Source organism: Alcanivorax quisquiliarum, assembly GCF_023051175.1.
Classification (GTDB): Bacteria; Pseudomonadota; Gammaproteobacteria; order Pseudomonadales; family Alcanivoracaceae; genus Isoalcanivorax; species Isoalcanivorax quisquiliarum.
This window is the reverse complement of sequence record NZ_JALKII010000007.1, coordinates 100,096-114,094: the sequence shown is the minus strand read 5'-3', so window position 1 is coordinate 114,094 and position 13,999 is coordinate 100,096. Positions and strand designations below refer to the sequence as shown.

At 62.6% G+C, this 13,999-nt stretch carries 11 protein-coding genes; 4 read left to right on the top strand and 7 right to left on the bottom strand.

Going from position 1 to position 13,999, the window contains the following annotated elements:
• Positions 1-32: 32 nt before the first annotated feature.
• The 4 genes from MU846_RS11085 to ppc form a co-directional block, all read right to left on the bottom strand.
• Positions 33-773, bottom strand: a complete 741-nt coding sequence (locus MU846_RS11085; protein ID WP_246952702.1) for a lysophospholipid acyltransferase family protein — start codon at positions 771-773, stop codon at positions 33-35.
• 56 nt (positions 774-829) lie between these two features.
• On the bottom strand, positions 830-1,735 hold the full coding sequence (locus tag MU846_RS11080) for a GNAT family N-acetyltransferase (RefSeq protein ID WP_246952700.1): 906 nt from the start codon (positions 1,733-1,735) through the stop codon (positions 830-832).
• Positions 1,736-2,096: 361 nt separating this feature from the next.
• The gene (locus MU846_RS11075) at positions 2,097-2,780 is read right to left on the bottom strand and encodes a hypothetical protein (protein WP_246952698.1); all 684 of its coding nucleotides are present in this window, start codon (positions 2,778-2,780) and stop codon (positions 2,097-2,099) included.
• A 519-nt stretch (positions 2,781-3,299) separates the two neighbouring features.
• Positions 3,300-5,972 (bottom strand): phosphoenolpyruvate carboxylase, encoded by a 2,673-nt coding sequence (gene ppc, locus MU846_RS11070; protein ID WP_246952696.1) that lies wholly within the window; start codon positions 5,970-5,972, stop codon positions 3,300-3,302.
• A 205-nt stretch (positions 5,973-6,177) separates the two neighbouring features.
• On the opposite strand from ppc, the gene MU846_RS11065 reads away from it, so the two are divergent.
• Together MU846_RS11065 and MU846_RS11060 are read left to right on the top strand one after the other, a co-directional pair.
• Entirely contained in the window at positions 6,178-7,128 is a 951-nt protein-coding gene (locus MU846_RS11065; protein WP_246952694.1) for a nucleotidyl cyclase domain-containing protein, read from the top strand.
• 57 nt (positions 7,129-7,185) lie between these two features.
• Positions 7,186-8,583 carry a serine protease gene (locus tag MU846_RS11060; RefSeq protein ID WP_246952692.1) on the top strand — a complete coding sequence of 466 codons (1,398 nt, stop codon included), beginning with the start codon at positions 7,186-7,188 and terminating at the stop codon, positions 8,581-8,583.
• Here the strand turns inward: MU846_RS11060 and MU846_RS11055 are convergent.
• Entirely contained in the window at positions 8,508-10,187 is a 1,680-nt protein-coding gene (locus MU846_RS11055; protein WP_246952689.1) for an FAD-dependent monooxygenase, read from the bottom strand. The genes MU846_RS11060 and MU846_RS11055 overlap by 76 nt on opposite strands.
• A 170-nt stretch (positions 10,188-10,357) precedes the next feature.
• Between MU846_RS11055 and dinB the strand changes: the two genes are divergently transcribed.
• A complete protein-coding gene (dinB, locus tag MU846_RS11050) occupies positions 10,358-11,488 on the top strand; it encodes a DNA polymerase IV (RefSeq protein WP_246952688.1) in 1,131 nt (376 codons plus the stop codon).
• 349 nt (positions 11,489-11,837) lie between these two features.
• Here dinB and MU846_RS11045 read toward each other — a convergent pair whose 3' ends face one another.
• Entirely contained in the window at positions 11,838-12,092 is a 255-nt protein-coding gene (locus MU846_RS11045; protein WP_246952686.1) for a hypothetical protein, read from the bottom strand.
• Between the two features lie 294 nt (positions 12,093-12,386).
• The gene (locus MU846_RS11040) at positions 12,387-13,157 is read right to left on the bottom strand and encodes a 3-hydroxyacyl-CoA dehydrogenase (RefSeq protein ID WP_246952684.1); all 771 of its coding nucleotides are present in this window, start codon (positions 13,155-13,157) and stop codon (positions 12,387-12,389) included.
• 258 nt (positions 13,158-13,415) lie between these two features.
• On the opposite strand from MU846_RS11040, the gene MU846_RS11035 reads away from it, so the two are divergent.
• Positions 13,416-13,958: an acyl-CoA thioesterase gene (locus MU846_RS11035; RefSeq protein WP_246952682.1), complete on the top strand. Its 543-nt coding sequence runs from the start codon at positions 13,416-13,418 to the stop codon at positions 13,956-13,958.
• Positions 13,959-13,999: the final 41 nt, after the last annotated feature.

Here is a 13,999-nt window from a genome sequence, read left to right as displayed (position 1 = left end):
CTCCAAGGTCAGGGCAGGCATGGCGAGGCGTCTTACAGTGTCGCGCTGATCTGCGTGTGGCATTGCTGCGCCAAGGTGCCCGGCGTGTGGCCGATGGGCAGCAGCGGCGTGCAGAACGTGACGTCCGCCACGATCTCGTCGCGCAGTAACAGTCGCCAAAGGTGGATGTGAAACGCATCGTCATTGATAAAGGCGATGTCGCGATCTGCCGGGCCCTCGCGCTCAGGTCTGGCGCCTTGGCGCTCTGGATAGCGCAGCGCAACCGGCTGTACCGGTACGTCAGCAAGCACCGGGGCAGCAAACAGTTGTCGAAAAAACCGCCGCACGCCGCTGCCGTCCGTGGTGGTGCCTTCCGGGAATAGCAGAATGTTGCGGCCGTCGCGCAGGTGGCCGGCGATCTCCTCGGCTTTCTGTTTCGACTCACCACCGCCACGGCGTATGAACAAGGTGCCGGCCGCTGCCGCCAGCGCGCCGATCAACGGCCACTGCCGCACTTCCGCCTTGGACAGAAAATAAACATCCGCCTGAGCGGCCAGTACCGGGATATCGAGCCAGGAAATGTGATTGGAAACCAGAAAGTGCCCGGCGGTCGGCGCTTGCCCCTGTACCCTGACGCGCACCGCCAGCACCTTGAGCAGATATTGCAACCACCAGCGCACGATACGCCGCACACGTGGCCGGTACGGCGCTCGAAAAGCGTCACATACCAGCGCCAGCAACAAACCAAGCAGGATATGCAGTATCACTCGCAGCAGGCGCCACAATCGCCGCATCTGAGGCCATAGCCCGACCGAGCCGGTGCGAGCCGCTAGCGTTTGATCAGATGTGATCATACGGCTTGCGACAACGCCGGGGTGGAACGGGGCTGCATGAAGTGCTGCACATAACGTGCCGGCAGGCGATCCACCGCCATCAGCACAAAGAAATCGAGGCAGTTGAACTCCGGGTCCCAGCACGGTTCGCCGCAGATCTCAGCGCCCATGCGCAGGTACGCTTTCAGCAGCGGCGGCATTCGCTTGTTGCGCTCCTCGCTGCCTTCGGCTGCCGCCGGCAATGGCGGCGCCGGGCGTTTCGGTGTCACCCGCTGGTGTGACGCGCTGAAGTGGCTATCGCGAATCTGCGCGGTGATGCCAGCCACATCATAACCTTCGCCAAGCGCCAGGCTGGCGCAGCCGATCAGGTACTGGATATTTTCTTCAAGCATGAACTGCGCCAGCCGCGCCCACAGCACCGTTATCACGGCGCCGCCGCGATAATCGCGGTGGATACAGGTGCGGCCGATCTCGGCGACACGGCCATTGAGCTGCGCCACCATGCCCAGCTCGAATTCCCCGGCGGAATAAAAGCCACCGGTTTTTTCCAGCCGGCATTGCGTCAGGATGCGCGTGTAACCGACCAGCTCGCCAGTGTGGTTGTCGCGCACCATCAGGTGCAGGCAATGTTTGTCGAAACGGTCACGATCAAGGCCGAAAGGTGCCTTGATATTGGCCCCGTATTCTTCGCTGAACACCCGGTAACGCAGCCGTTGGGCGCGCATGATCTCGCGCCGCGAGCGGCTGAACCAGGCGGTAAATCGGGCCGTCTCTTTTTCCCCTGCGGCACGCATCGCTTTCGCGGACGCTGCCTCCTCTCCCTGAGGCCTGAACCGGTCTGCGGTGGCCGTGAACGGCTTGGCCAGCGCTTGTCTGATCTGGGGCGTGAATGCTTTGATTTTCACGGCGGTCTGCGCAAGCATACCTGCACTCCCTTGTTGTATTGGGTGCAGTCTCTGCGGTGGCGATTGCTACAGAATGAAGATTTTATGACAGTTCAAAGACACGATTTATGAGCCGATCCAGCGATCCACGACCGGTAGCCATGGAAAAAGGCGAAACGCGCCTGTGGTGTGCCTGTGGCAAAAGCGATCAGCGCCCTTTTTGTGACCGGTATTCCTGCCAGGGCGCCACACCCGTGCGATTTACTGCGGTGCGGGATCAGATTGTGTTTTTTTGCGGCTGCGGAAGAACTAAAACGACACCCATTTGTGACGGCAAAAGCCATCACCGCTAGCGCGCCCTGGCGCTACCGGCGATGGCTGCATCGGTCGACGTGCCTGATCAGGGCGACATATACGGAAAATGCAGTTTGCCGCTCAGCGTGCCGGTCCGGCCGCTGCCATTGAAACCATAGAGCGGCGTGTTGTTGAAGGTTATCGTGCCGCCTGCCCGGTCTACCGCAATGCCCCAGGTGGTGCAGTACTCGACATCGGGGTGAGAGGGATCGTAATTCTCGATCATGCACGTCTCATACGCATGTTCTTCCGGGAAGGGGTTGGCATTGATATCCAGCTTGCCCGCACCGCCCTGCGCATAGACCTTGAGCACGATCGGGTAGGTCGTGACGGTGTACACCTCGCTGTATTGCACGATTAGTCTGTCTTCACCTGGCCCCGCCACCCATTCACCATGCGCAAGGTAGCTGGCGCCAGGCGAGTGGAGAAACGATGCTTCGGTATCGTAGGCATAGTGATTCGTCAACGAAGAAAAGCCACCGGTGAAGGTGAGCAATGCCCCTGTCCCCCCGCCCGGCTGATCATCGCCAGGTTCTTTATCTTCGTCGTTGTCATCATCGTCTTCACCACCGGTGCCGCCCCCGGGGCCCGGATTGCCGCCACCGCCACCCGTATCGGCCGAGGGCGCCCCGCCACTGGATGAAGAAGAGCTGCCACCGCAGCCTGTCAGGCTGATCAACAGCGCCATGAAAATAATGGCAAACGAGCCCGGCATCTTTACCTTGTTCATGGAATTTTCCTCTCGCAGAAGAGCAACAGCCAGGAAAGACGGTCACGGCGAAGGCGTTTCCACCTTCGCGAGGAAAGGTAATCCCGGTGCGAACCGGCAACCACTGCCAGATAGGGGTGGCAGCGCTCATTGAAAACAGGCACGGGCGCGTTGTGTAGCACGGTGCAGCACCGCTGGAGGGGGTAAAAGATCGGCGTGACTCGCGCCTTCTAAAATCTCCAGAAGCGCTTTCAAAAAAGTTTTTTAACAAAACATTCAAAAACAGTCAGGAAAAGTGCTACCCCGGCCAGAGGATGTCGGGAAAACCAGGCTCGCCTGTTGGAGAGCAAGTCTTTCGATGGAAAACAGCCTGTCGCTGAAAGTTACCTTTTGATGAGAGAAACAGAGCAAGAAATATGCTGAAAGCAGCTCAACTTTCCGCAGGGCAGCAGACCGCGGGCATGCCGAAAAGCCGACCGCAGGCACAGCACCAAAGCCGGCGGAGCTCGCGTGCCCACCCCGCCCACGCCGCGAACGCTGTCAGCCAGTGTTGCGCATCCCGGCAGCAATGCCGGTGATGGTGACCATCAGCGCACTTTCCAGCCGGTCGTCCGCCTGGGGCTGCTCACGCAGCCGGCCCATCAATTCAGCCTGCAACAAGTGCAGCGGATCGGTATAGGGGTTACGCACGGTGATCGACCAGCGCATCACTTCGTTGTTGGAAAGCAGATCGGAGTGGCCGGTGATGCGCCGCAGGGCATCTATGGTGGTGCTCAACCGCTCGCGCAGGCTGGCGCCCAGTGCGTGCAACGCCGGGTCATCGGTGAGGCGCTCTTCGTAATAGCTCGCGACGGCGAGATCAGCTTTCGCCAGCACCATTTCCAGCATATCGAGCACGCCTTGGAAAAAGGGCCATTCGCGCTGCATCGCTTGCAGCGTTGCCGCACGCGCCGGCTCCGCCAGTGCCTCGGCAAGCGCAACATCGGTGCCCAGCCAGGCGGGCAGCATCAGCCGCATTTGTGTCCAGGCGAACACCCAGGGGATGGCACGCAACGATGCCAGCCCGCCGTCATTGCTGCGCCGCGCCGGGCGACTGCCCAACGCCAGCCGGGTCAGCTCCTGCTCCGGCGTCACGGTGCGCAAGTAGCGCACCAGCTCCGGTGTATGTTGCACGACGGTGCGATAGGCCGGCACCGATGCCTGCGTCAACCGCGCCATCTCGGCGCGCCATGCTTCGGTAGCGCCCGTTGGTGGCGCCAGCGTCGCCTCCAGTGTGGCGGCCACATATTGTTCAAGATTATGGATGGCCACTTGCTGCTGGCCGTACTTGAAGCGAATTACCTCGCCCTGCTCGGTCACGCGGATGCGCCCGGCCACGGAGCCAGGTGGCTGCGACAGCAGCGCCATGCGCGTAGGCGAGCCACCCCGGCTGACAGAGCCGCCCCGGCCATGAAACAACGTCAATGGCACATCGTATTCCGCGCACACGGCGGCTAGCTGCTCCTGCGCCCGGTACTGCGCCCAGGCGGCGGCCAGAAAGCCGGCATCCTTGGCAGAATCGGAATAACCGATCATCACTTCCTGCCCGCCCTGCGCCTGCACCTGCTGGCGATACCAGTCCACCGCCAGTAACGCACGCAAGGTGGCGGGGCCGGCGTTCAGGTCTGCCAGCGTTTCAAACAGCGGCACCACGCGCATCAACTGGCTGACGCCGGCTTCGCGTTGCAGCAGCATCACTGCCAGCACATCCGACGGGGCTCGGGCCATGGAAATCACATAGGCACCGAGCGCCTCCGGGGATTCCGTGGCGATTACGCGGCAGGTATCGAGCACTTCGCGTACCTCATCGGTGCACTCGGCACTGGCGAGAAAACGCTCATCCACCAGCGGTCGGCGGCCCTGCAATTCGCGCAACAGGAATGCCTGCCGGGCGGCTTCATCCCACTGCTGATAACTGCCCAGGCCCAGATAACCGGTGATGGCATCCAGTGCCGCGCTGTGGCGTGAGGCTTCCTGACGGATATCCAGTTTCAGCAGGCACACACCGAAGCTGTAAAGGCGCCGCAGGGTATCCCTCAGCGCACCGTCCGCCAGCGCGGCCATATTGCATTCGCGCAGTGACGCATCGATCAGCAACAACGGCTGCAGCAGATCATCGCGGCCGCCTACAATATCGTCCACGGCAGGCTCTTCGCCCGCCAGTTGCGCCTCGATATGGCGCAGGGTGTTACGCAGTTTTTCGCGCAAACCGCGCAGCACCACCCGATACGGTTCCGGCCCGTCACCGGCTACCGCACGCAGTGCCGGGCTGGCGTCGTGCATGGCAAAATCCGCCAGCAGTTCTTCGATATCCCGCAGGTAAAGATCCGCTGCCATCCAGCGCGCCAGCCGCAACACTTCGCGGCTGACCTGCGCGGTGACGTTGGGATTGCCATCACGGTCACCGCCCATCCAGGAGGCGAACCGCACCGGCGCCACCGACAGCGGCAACGGCCCGCCCAGCAGTTCCTCGGCAACGTCATCCAGCTCCGATAAAAACGCCGGCAGCGCGTGCCAGAGGGATTGCTCAAGCGTCACAAAACCCCATTTTGCTTCATCCACCGGGGTCGGCCGTTCGCGGCGAATTTCGTCGGTGCACCAGGCAGAAAGAATGGCGCGCTTGAGTGCAGCACGGCAGCGCTCAAGCTCATCATCGCCCAGATCGGTGCGCGCAAGCCCGGCCAGCAATTCCGCCATCTGATCGTATTTGCGTATCAGGGTGCGGCGCGATACCTCGGTCGGGTGTGCGGTCAGCACCAGCTCGACGGACAGTTCGCCAAGCGTATTACGCACCGCCTCGACACTGTTGCCGGCCGCCAGCAGCCGCTGCACCACATCGCGCAGGCTGTCCGCCTCCGGCGCATCGGCAGCATAACCCTGCCGCTGGCGGCGCAACCGCACCCGGTGCTGCTGTTCGGCCAGATTGGCCAGATTGAGAAACTGACTGAAGGCTCGCGCCACATCCAGCAACTGCTGTTCATCCAAAGGCTCCAGCAGCGCTCGCAAACGCGCCATGTCCACCACGCCGGCGGCGCGTGCCGCTACCGCGACCTGACGAATACGCTCGACAGTATCGAACAGCGCGTCCCCTTGCTGATCGCGCAGTGTGTCACCCAGCATTTCGCCCAACCTGCGCACATCATCGCGTAACGGTGCATGGAGGTCTTGCGCCACGTTTTTTTCTCCTTCCGGCAAAATACTCGCCCCGTTTTTACGGTAAGCAACACGACAGACAGTATCATTGTGCCTGTACCACCGCATCGCTGCCGCCTGGTGCGGTGCGTTTTACAGTTATCCGCCCGGCCTCTGCGGCAGCAGCTTCCTTCTCTCGCTCACTTGTCGCAACATAACAGACATCCTTTCCAAGTATGATAATCCTATGAACCTGCCCAGCTCGCTTGCCACTGATCGCGGCCTTAACACGCTGCAATTTGCCGCCCGCGCCTTGTTCGCCATGCTGGCTACGCTTTATTTCGCCGCGCTGCCGGCGTTGCACCTGCCCGTGCCCAAAGCCGTGCCAGCAACAATGCTGGTGATTTATCTGCTACTGCACACGCTGCTGATGGCGCGCTCGTTTACCGGCGCCATCCATGCCGCCAGCGTGCTTGACCTGCTCGCGCTGGGGGTGCTGCTGTTGCTTGATCCGGCCGAGCCGCCGCCCACGCTTGCGCTGATCATTGTTGCCGTGCTCAGCACCGGCCTGCTCGGCGGGCTGCGCCGTTTTCTGTATATGCTGGCGGGCGCCGTGGTGATTCTGGCGGTGGTGCTGCCGCTGCGGCAGGAGCCCGGTGCGCTGCCGCTTTCACCCAGCACGCTGTTTCTGCTGGCGGTCATGCTCACCTGTGCGCTGTATTTCGGCCTGCTGCTGTATCGCAATATGGTGCTGACACGCCGGGCCGAGGCGGCCACCTGGCAGGACCCTGAAACCGGCTTGCTCAGCCGCACAGCGCTGGCTCATACCGCAGGCTGGTTGCAGCCACTGCACGAGCGGTTGTCGAGCCCGCTGACGGCCATTTTGCTGCGCCCGCATGATCCGGCTCAGTTGCCCGCGCTGGCCAACAGCTTTGCCCAGCGGCTGCGCCGCAGTGATATCGGCGCGCGGGCGGATGAGCATTGCCTGGTGCTGTTGCTGCCGGATACCGATGTTGGCCATGGCGAGCGTGTATTGACGGCGCTACGCGCCATTGCCCCGCCCTTCACGGCGGTGATGGCCCCGGTGCCGCGGGAAACCAGCCTGGATCTGGTGCTGGATCACCTGACGGCAACCTTCCAGCGCGGCGCCCAGGAAGAAGCCCGTGAGCTGATCCATGCACCGCCATTGCGCCTGTAGCTCACTCGTAAAAGACCGCTGGGGTAATTTCTGATCCTGTTGAAAACGGAGCCTGTGATGTACCGTGCCCTGACGGCCGGCCTGCTGTTGTTGTGCAGCCACGCGAATAGCCATGCGAGTGCCTATGCAGGCCTCCATATCAGCAACGATGCCAGCCCCCATATCCCTGCACCCGCCATCACTCCCCGGATTTATCACGGCTCGGATGCCCGCCCCGGCGACTGGCCCTGGATCACCTATGTGGCCGCGGGCTCGCCGGATTTTGTCACGCAGTTCTGCGGTGGTGTGCTGATCGCGCCGGAGCTGCTGCTGTCGGCTGCGCACTGCGTGTTTGTCGGCACCACCAGAATCACCGAGCTGCACGCCAGCCTGGAACCGATGTCACGCCCAATCAGCACGGCCGACTTTGACGCCACAGCGGTGGAACAAAGTGGTGAGGTACGCATTCTGCCGCACCCCGATTACCAGCCGGGCGCCGAGCTCTATGAACACGATATTGTGCTGGTGAAGCTGGATACCGCGCTGCACCCGGCACGCTTTCCAGTGCTCGGCGCGCCTGCCGATATCGCCGCGCTGGAGCGCCTGCCGGCAGCGGCCCGGCGTGGCGCTGTGCAAGTAGCGGGCTGGGGAACAACCGATGCATCAGGCCAGTTGCCGCAACGCTTGCAGCAGGTGGCGCTGGATTATATCCCGCACGCGCAGTGCCGCAGCCAATGGCGGAGCTACACCTCTCGGCTCGCGATCACCGCTACGATGCTCTGCGCAGCCGGTGCCGGGCCGAGCCTTCCGGCGCCGGATACCTGCGCGGGCGACAGCGGCGGCCCGCTTGTTCGCGGCACGCCGGACACTGGCCGGCTGCTCGGCCTGACCAGCTTTGGCAAGGCCTGCGGCGTCATCAACCCGCCGGGCGTTTACACCGATGTCACCGGTTATATCGGCTGGCTGGAACAGGCTGCGACCACGCTGGGCCAACCGCTGGTGGATATCGCTACCTCGCTGCCTGATCGGGTGCGCGCCGGCATCGGTGCCACCACCACGGTGCGCTGGCAAGTGCGCAACGAAAGCCTGCGCACCACTGCCGATGGCATTGCGTTCAGCCTCGCGGTGCCTGCCGGGCTCAATATCGACAATTTTCAGGGTGCCAGTTGCCAGCAGTCGGGCGCGACGATCAACTGCCAATTGAGCCAGCCGCTCGGGCACGGCAGCGCGCACACGATCAGCATGGATATCGCCCATCTTGGTGATACCGAACTGAGCACCCCGCTCACGGTGCGCGTCACCCAGCAGCAGCACGATTATCGCGGTGACAATAATGCGGGCACGATCATGCTCACATTCACCGACCGCCCGGCGCCCAGCCGCAGCAGCGGCGGTGCCGGCTACTGGCTCCCGATGCTGGCAGCGCTGGCGTTGCTACGCCGGCGCAGGGCCGCGTTCAGCCACATCAGCAGGTGATCTGCATCGGCCAGTGGTGCGCGGTAGGCCAGATGGCCATCCGGGCGCACCAGCCATAAATGACCACCTTCACCAAAGCGCGCCTGAAAAGCACCTTGGCTGTCCTGCCACAAGATGAAGGCGCTGCGGGTGAGATCTTGCAACTCTGCCGGCCACTCGCCAGCAGCGATCACCTGCACACCCAGCAGCCCGTCGAAATCCTCCGGCAGCCGTGTGGCCAGCGCATAGAGGGTGAGCACGGTGGCGTGATCGGGGTGTGGTGGCAGCTGAATCAACAGCTGGAAACGCGCTTCGCGCAGGCAGCCATGCAGGCGCACCGGCGGGCCTTCGCCAACCGGCGACAGCAAGGCATCGGGCACCCTCGCCCCCGGCGCCGGGCCGGCCGGACGGCGTTGCGTCACCATACTGGCGCTGGCACCGACCAGCGGCGAACCGCTGTAGTGAATATCCAGCTGACTGGCACGGCGCAGCAGGCGCGAGGAAAAGCCGGGCCGGTTGCCGACCATCCGCAACACGGTATCGCGCACGCCACGCAGCGGCGCTGTGCGAGTGAACGAGCTGCGCGACAAGACATCCACTGCGGTGAGCATCTGCCGCGCCACCGGGCGCCGCTCTTGCTCATAGCTATCCAGCAGCGCGCCGCCGCCGATCCCGCGCAGGTACAGCGCCAGCTTCCAGCCCAGATTGAAGGCATCGCCAATGCCGGTATTCATGCCCTGCGCACCCAGCGGGCTCTGGATATGGCAGGCATCACCGGCCAGTAGCACCCGATTGCTCCGGTAACGGCCGGCCAGCCGGCGGTGGATCGAGAAGCGGCTGAGCCAGCGCGCTTCCCCCAACGGCGGCGCTTCGCCCAGGCATAGCGCCAACCGACGCCGGAAGGGTGTCAGATCGGGCATGGGTTGCAGATCATCATGAGCGCCCTGATTGATCACCAGCCGCCAGCCCTGCGGCATCGGCAGCGCGATCAGTGCGCCCTCGGCAAGCAGGAAACCGTGTGTTGCATCGCGCGCAAGCGGCCAGTCGATATCCACGTCCGCGAGCAGAAAATGATCCGCGTAACGCACGCCATCAAAACTGATGCCCAGAATCTGCCGCACTCGCGAGGAGGCGCCATCACAACCCACCATCAGGGCGGCGCCGAGCTGATGTTCTGCCTCGGCCCAGCGCACCCGTGCCTGCACGCCGGCAGCGCTCTGGCGGAAATCGAGCAGTTCGCAGCCGCGAATCAGCATCCCGCCCAGAGCCGTGAAGCGCGCCGCCAGACACAGTTCGACCTCGGCTTGCGGGCAGCTCAGCACATGGGGGTGTGGCGCATCCAGGCTGGTCAGATCAAGGCTGAACAGCGGGCCGCGTTCGCCGTAAACATGCACGGCTTTCAAGATCAGGCTGCGGGCGGTGACGGCATCAAGCACACCCAGCGCGTCAAAGATTTCCAGGGTGCGGGCGTGCAGGCCCAGCGCGCGTGACCACGGCAGCGGCGCGGGCAGTGTGTCGATGATGATACAATCCACACCCTGTTGCCGCAGGCTGATCCCCAGTGTCAGGCCAGTCGGCCCGGCACCGACGATCAAAACTGTTGTCTGCGCTGGCAAGCCACTCATGGGCACCCTCTTTCAACACATGATTGATATTCAATATCCCTCGCGGCGCCGCCGGCATACGGTGTCGAGACGCACGTTCAGGCCAGCGGCGGGCAGCGGAGCAATCTACCATATCCACGCCCTGCCGCGCGCGCGGCACCCCAACGGGCGGCTGCCGGGCGGGCGCTGCCATGTCTGATTCTGCGGAGCGTGCCCAGCCGGCCGAGCGCGTGCGCAAGATCATTCACATTGATTGCGACTGCTTTTATGCAGCCGTGGAAATCCGTGATGATCCCCGCCTGCGCGGGCGCCCGGTGGCCGTCGGCGGTGATCCGAATCGGCGCGGTGTCATTGCCACCTGCAATTACGAAGCGCGCCACTTTGGCGTGCACTCGGCAATGGCCTCTTCGCAGGCACTGCGGCGCTGCCCCGAGCTGGTGATCCTGCCGCCGCAGTTCGATAAATACCGCAAGGCGTCGGCCGCCATCCAGCAGATTTTTCACCGCTATACACCGCACATCGAGCCGCTGTCGCTGGACGAAGCGTTTCTCGATGTCACCGATTGCACGCAGTTTGACAACAGCGCCACCCGTATCGCGGCAGCGATTCGTGCTGCGGTGCGCAGTGAGATCGGCATCACTGTTTCTGCCGGTGTGGCGCCGAACAAGTTTCTCGCCAAGATTGCCAGCGACTGGCACAAGCCGGATGGCCTGTTCGTGATCCGCCCCGATCAGGTGACAGCGTTTGTGCGCGCCCTGCCGGTCACACGGTTGCACGGTGTCGGGCGAGTCACTGCTGGCCGGCTGGAGGCACTGGGCGTGAAAACGTGCGAAGACTTGCAGCAGCTCAGCCGCCTGGCACTCGGGCAGCATTTCGGCAGTTTCGGCGAGCGGTTGTTTCAGCTGGCGCGGGGAGAGGATGAGCGCCCGGTGCACAGCACACGGCGGCGCAAGTCCGTGAGCGTGGAAGAAACCTTTGCCACGGATCTGCCGACACTGAAGCACTGGCAGGAGCAATTGCCGGAGCTGCTGGAGCGGCTGCGCCAGCGCATGGCGCGCCTGGATCATGGCTATATGGTGCAGGGGCTGACTGCCAAGATTCGCTACACCGACTTCAGCCAGGCCACCTGTGACGGCCCCGGCGACGTGCTGGATGCCGCCTCTTTTGGCGAACTGCTGGCGGCCTTGTGGGCACGGCGCGGCGAACCGGCGAGGCTGGTGGGGATCGGCGTGCGCCTGCGCGATCTGGATGAACCCCGGCAGCCGGATCTGTTCGAGGAAGAACGAAGGCAGGCGCTTGCCCGCCAACGCGAGAGGCTGTGATGCAACGTAGCGGCATCGTTTAAACGTGGTTTGGCATTGTGGCGTAACGGCAGGACATGATGTGACGCAAGAAGCATGAGGTAGCGCAAGAACCCTGGCGCCGCCTGAGACGCATGGCCGAACGCAAGAAGCAAGATGCCGGGTGGCCGCAGGATATGGCGAGAGATGGACTACCAAGAGGTGGCACAGCGAGAGCCGTGACGCAAACTGGCCCGTGCGAGGGCCAGTTTTATTATCAGACGTTTGTTATCAGGTTTTTGGTGCCAGGCCTTTTTCCCAGACTCTTTTCTACCAGACCTTGCGATCCGGCTATTTGCTCTGGCAATGTCTTCAGTCCGAAGCAGGTCGCTCAGGCGATATAGCGCCGCTGCCCTTCATTGGCCGCACGGGCACCGCCGACAATAGCCATCCACTCGTCGAACTGCTCGGGCAACAGCGTCTCCATGATCTCCGTGCCGCGCACCCGCACCGGCTCGATCTGGCCGCGCAGATAGTCTTTCAGCACCTCCGCACACTCGGCACACCGGCTGAACTGCTCCAGCCCGGGATGCAGGCGTGCCGCCTGTACCGCACGATCCAGTTCATTCAGATATTTGAGCAACATGGTTGGTTGGCTCCCGCCTTTGATCACATCTGCTATGACCCTAACAGTGTGAGGCGACAACCATAAGCGTCTGTATCTGAAACTTTGTGACAGGATATTTCCCATGGCACACAGTGCCATCATGACTGACAGGTCACAGGCGCAAGCCGAGGGTTCGACGGCTTTTCTGCGGCATCAAATCCTGCCGGAGAAAGGAGGGCGACAGGTGTTTTCGACGCCGCTTTTTCCGCGCCAGGCAAGCGCCGGCGGCAATACTTGCCGCCGGCCTGCCGGATCAGCGTGGCTGAATATTGCTCAGCGTGGCTGCATGCGAATGCCACCATCCAGACGGATGGTTTCACCGTTCATGAAGTTGTTTTCGATCAGATGTGCCACCAGCGCCGCGTACTCCGGTGGATGCCCGAGACGCTTGGGAAACTGGGTCATTTCGATCAGCGGCTGCTTCACTTTATCCGGCGCTGCATTCATCAGCGGTGTATTGAAAATGCCCGGCGCGATGGTGTTGCAGCGGATGCCCAGCGGCGCCAGATCCCGTGCGATCGGCAGCGTCATGCCAACCACCCCGCCCTTGGTGGCCGCATAAGCCACCTGGCCCACCTGGCCATCAAATGCCGCCACCGACGCCGTGTTGATGATCACGCCGCGCTCGTTGTCTTCCGCCGGCTCATTGTCGGCCATGGCAGCGGCTGCCAGCCGCAGCACATTGAAGGTGCCGATCAGATTGATCTTGACCACCATGTCGAATACGCCCAGATCGTGGGGCTTGTTCTCGCGGCCGACGGTCTTCATCGCTGAGCCAACGCCTGCGCAATTGATGCACACATGGATGGCGCCGAACTTCTGCAAGGTCGCCTCGATGGCCGCCGCCACGGACGCTTCGCTGGTGACATCGCACTCCACTGCCGCCGCCTGCTCGCCCAGCGCTGCCACTACCTCTGCGGCACGGGCAGTGTCGCGATCCAGAATCATGACCTTGCCCCCCCGGGCGACAATCATCTCTGCTGCCGCACGCCCCAGCCCCGAGGCACCACCCGTAATCACTGCGACCTTATTGGCAATTTCCATGCTCGACTCCTTTATCGTTAGTATCGTTTCGCCGCCGGCAGCACGGGCTGCCCGCCGATGACCGGCCGGCAGTATACCGTTGCATGCCGTTGGCGACACAACCCCGCCCGGCCATCGGAGCGGCCCGTCAGCCCTTCGTTGAGCGCATCGTAAAGTGATATAAAGACGCTCTGGCAGCACGCTGACATCGAACAATGAACAAGACTATACTGCGAAGCGTTTCGTACGGGGGCACCCCCGTCCGGGGGAGATTACCGAATGTTTGAACTCATCAGTGCCGCAATGCGACGCAAGCGACCGCCGACACACGGGCTGTTCGATACCGTCTCGATGGATTTTCGCGTCGGCCTGCTGGATCTGGATCTGAATCTGCATCTCAACAATGCAAAATACCTGAAGTTCATGGATCGTTGCCGGCTGGAGCACTCTGTGTGCACCGGCCTGCTCAATGAAATGATTCAGGCGCGCTGCAATGCAGTAGTAGCCAATACCGAGGTCGCCTACGTGCGCGAGCTGCGGCCTTATCAGCAATTCAGTGTGCTTACCCGCGTCCTTGGCTGGGATGAAAAGTACGTTTACTACGAGCAGCGCTTTGAATCCCAGGGCAAGCTGCATACCCATGCGTTGCTACGGCTGGTGAACATGTACGGCGGCAAATCGATCAGCCCGCAGGCTGTTCAGGAAATGACCGGCATCAACCAGACCTCGCCGGCGCTGCCCGAGTTTGTCGAGCAATGGAAAACATTGCTGCAAACCAAGCGCCGGCATACCGAACAGGGTCTGGACATTCCCGCAGAGTGATCAACGATGGCGGCGGGCAAATGCCTGCCGCAATCTCGTGT

Bases quoted from the DNA above. Each gene is read 5' to 3' on its own strand.
- MU846_RS11035 (WP_246952682.1), top strand. From the start codon at position 13,416: ATGTTTGAACTCATCAGTGCCGCAATGCGACGCAAGCGACCGCCGACA.
- MU846_RS11075 (WP_246952698.1), bottom strand. From the start codon at position 2,780: ATGAACAAGGTAAAGATGCCGGGCTCGTTTGCCATTATTTTCATGGCG.
- dinB (WP_246952688.1), top strand. From the start codon at position 10,358: ATGTCTGATTCTGCGGAGCGTGCCCAGCCGGCCGAGCGCGTGCGCAAG.
- MU846_RS11085 (WP_246952702.1), bottom strand. From the start codon at position 773: ATGCGGCGATTGTGGCGCCTGCTGCGAGTGATACTGCATATCCTGCTT.
- MU846_RS11040 (WP_246952684.1), bottom strand. From the start codon at position 13,157: ATGGAAATTGCCAATAAGGTCGCAGTGATTACGGGTGGTGCCTCGGGG.
- MU846_RS11065 (WP_246952694.1), top strand. From the start codon at position 6,178: ATGAACCTGCCCAGCTCGCTTGCCACTGATCGCGGCCTTAACACGCTG.
- MU846_RS11045 (WP_246952686.1), bottom strand. From the start codon at position 12,092: ATGTTGCTCAAATATCTGAATGAACTGGATCGTGCGGTACAGGCGGCA.
- MU846_RS11060 (WP_246952692.1), top strand. From the start codon at position 7,186: ATGTACCGTGCCCTGACGGCCGGCCTGCTGTTGTTGTGCAGCCACGCG.
- MU846_RS11080 (WP_246952700.1), bottom strand. From the start codon at position 1,735: ATGCTTGCGCAGACCGCCGTGAAAATCAAAGCATTCACGCCCCAGATC.
- MU846_RS11055 (WP_246952689.1), bottom strand. From the start codon at position 10,187: ATGAGTGGCTTGCCAGCGCAGACAACAGTTTTGATCGTCGGTGCCGGG.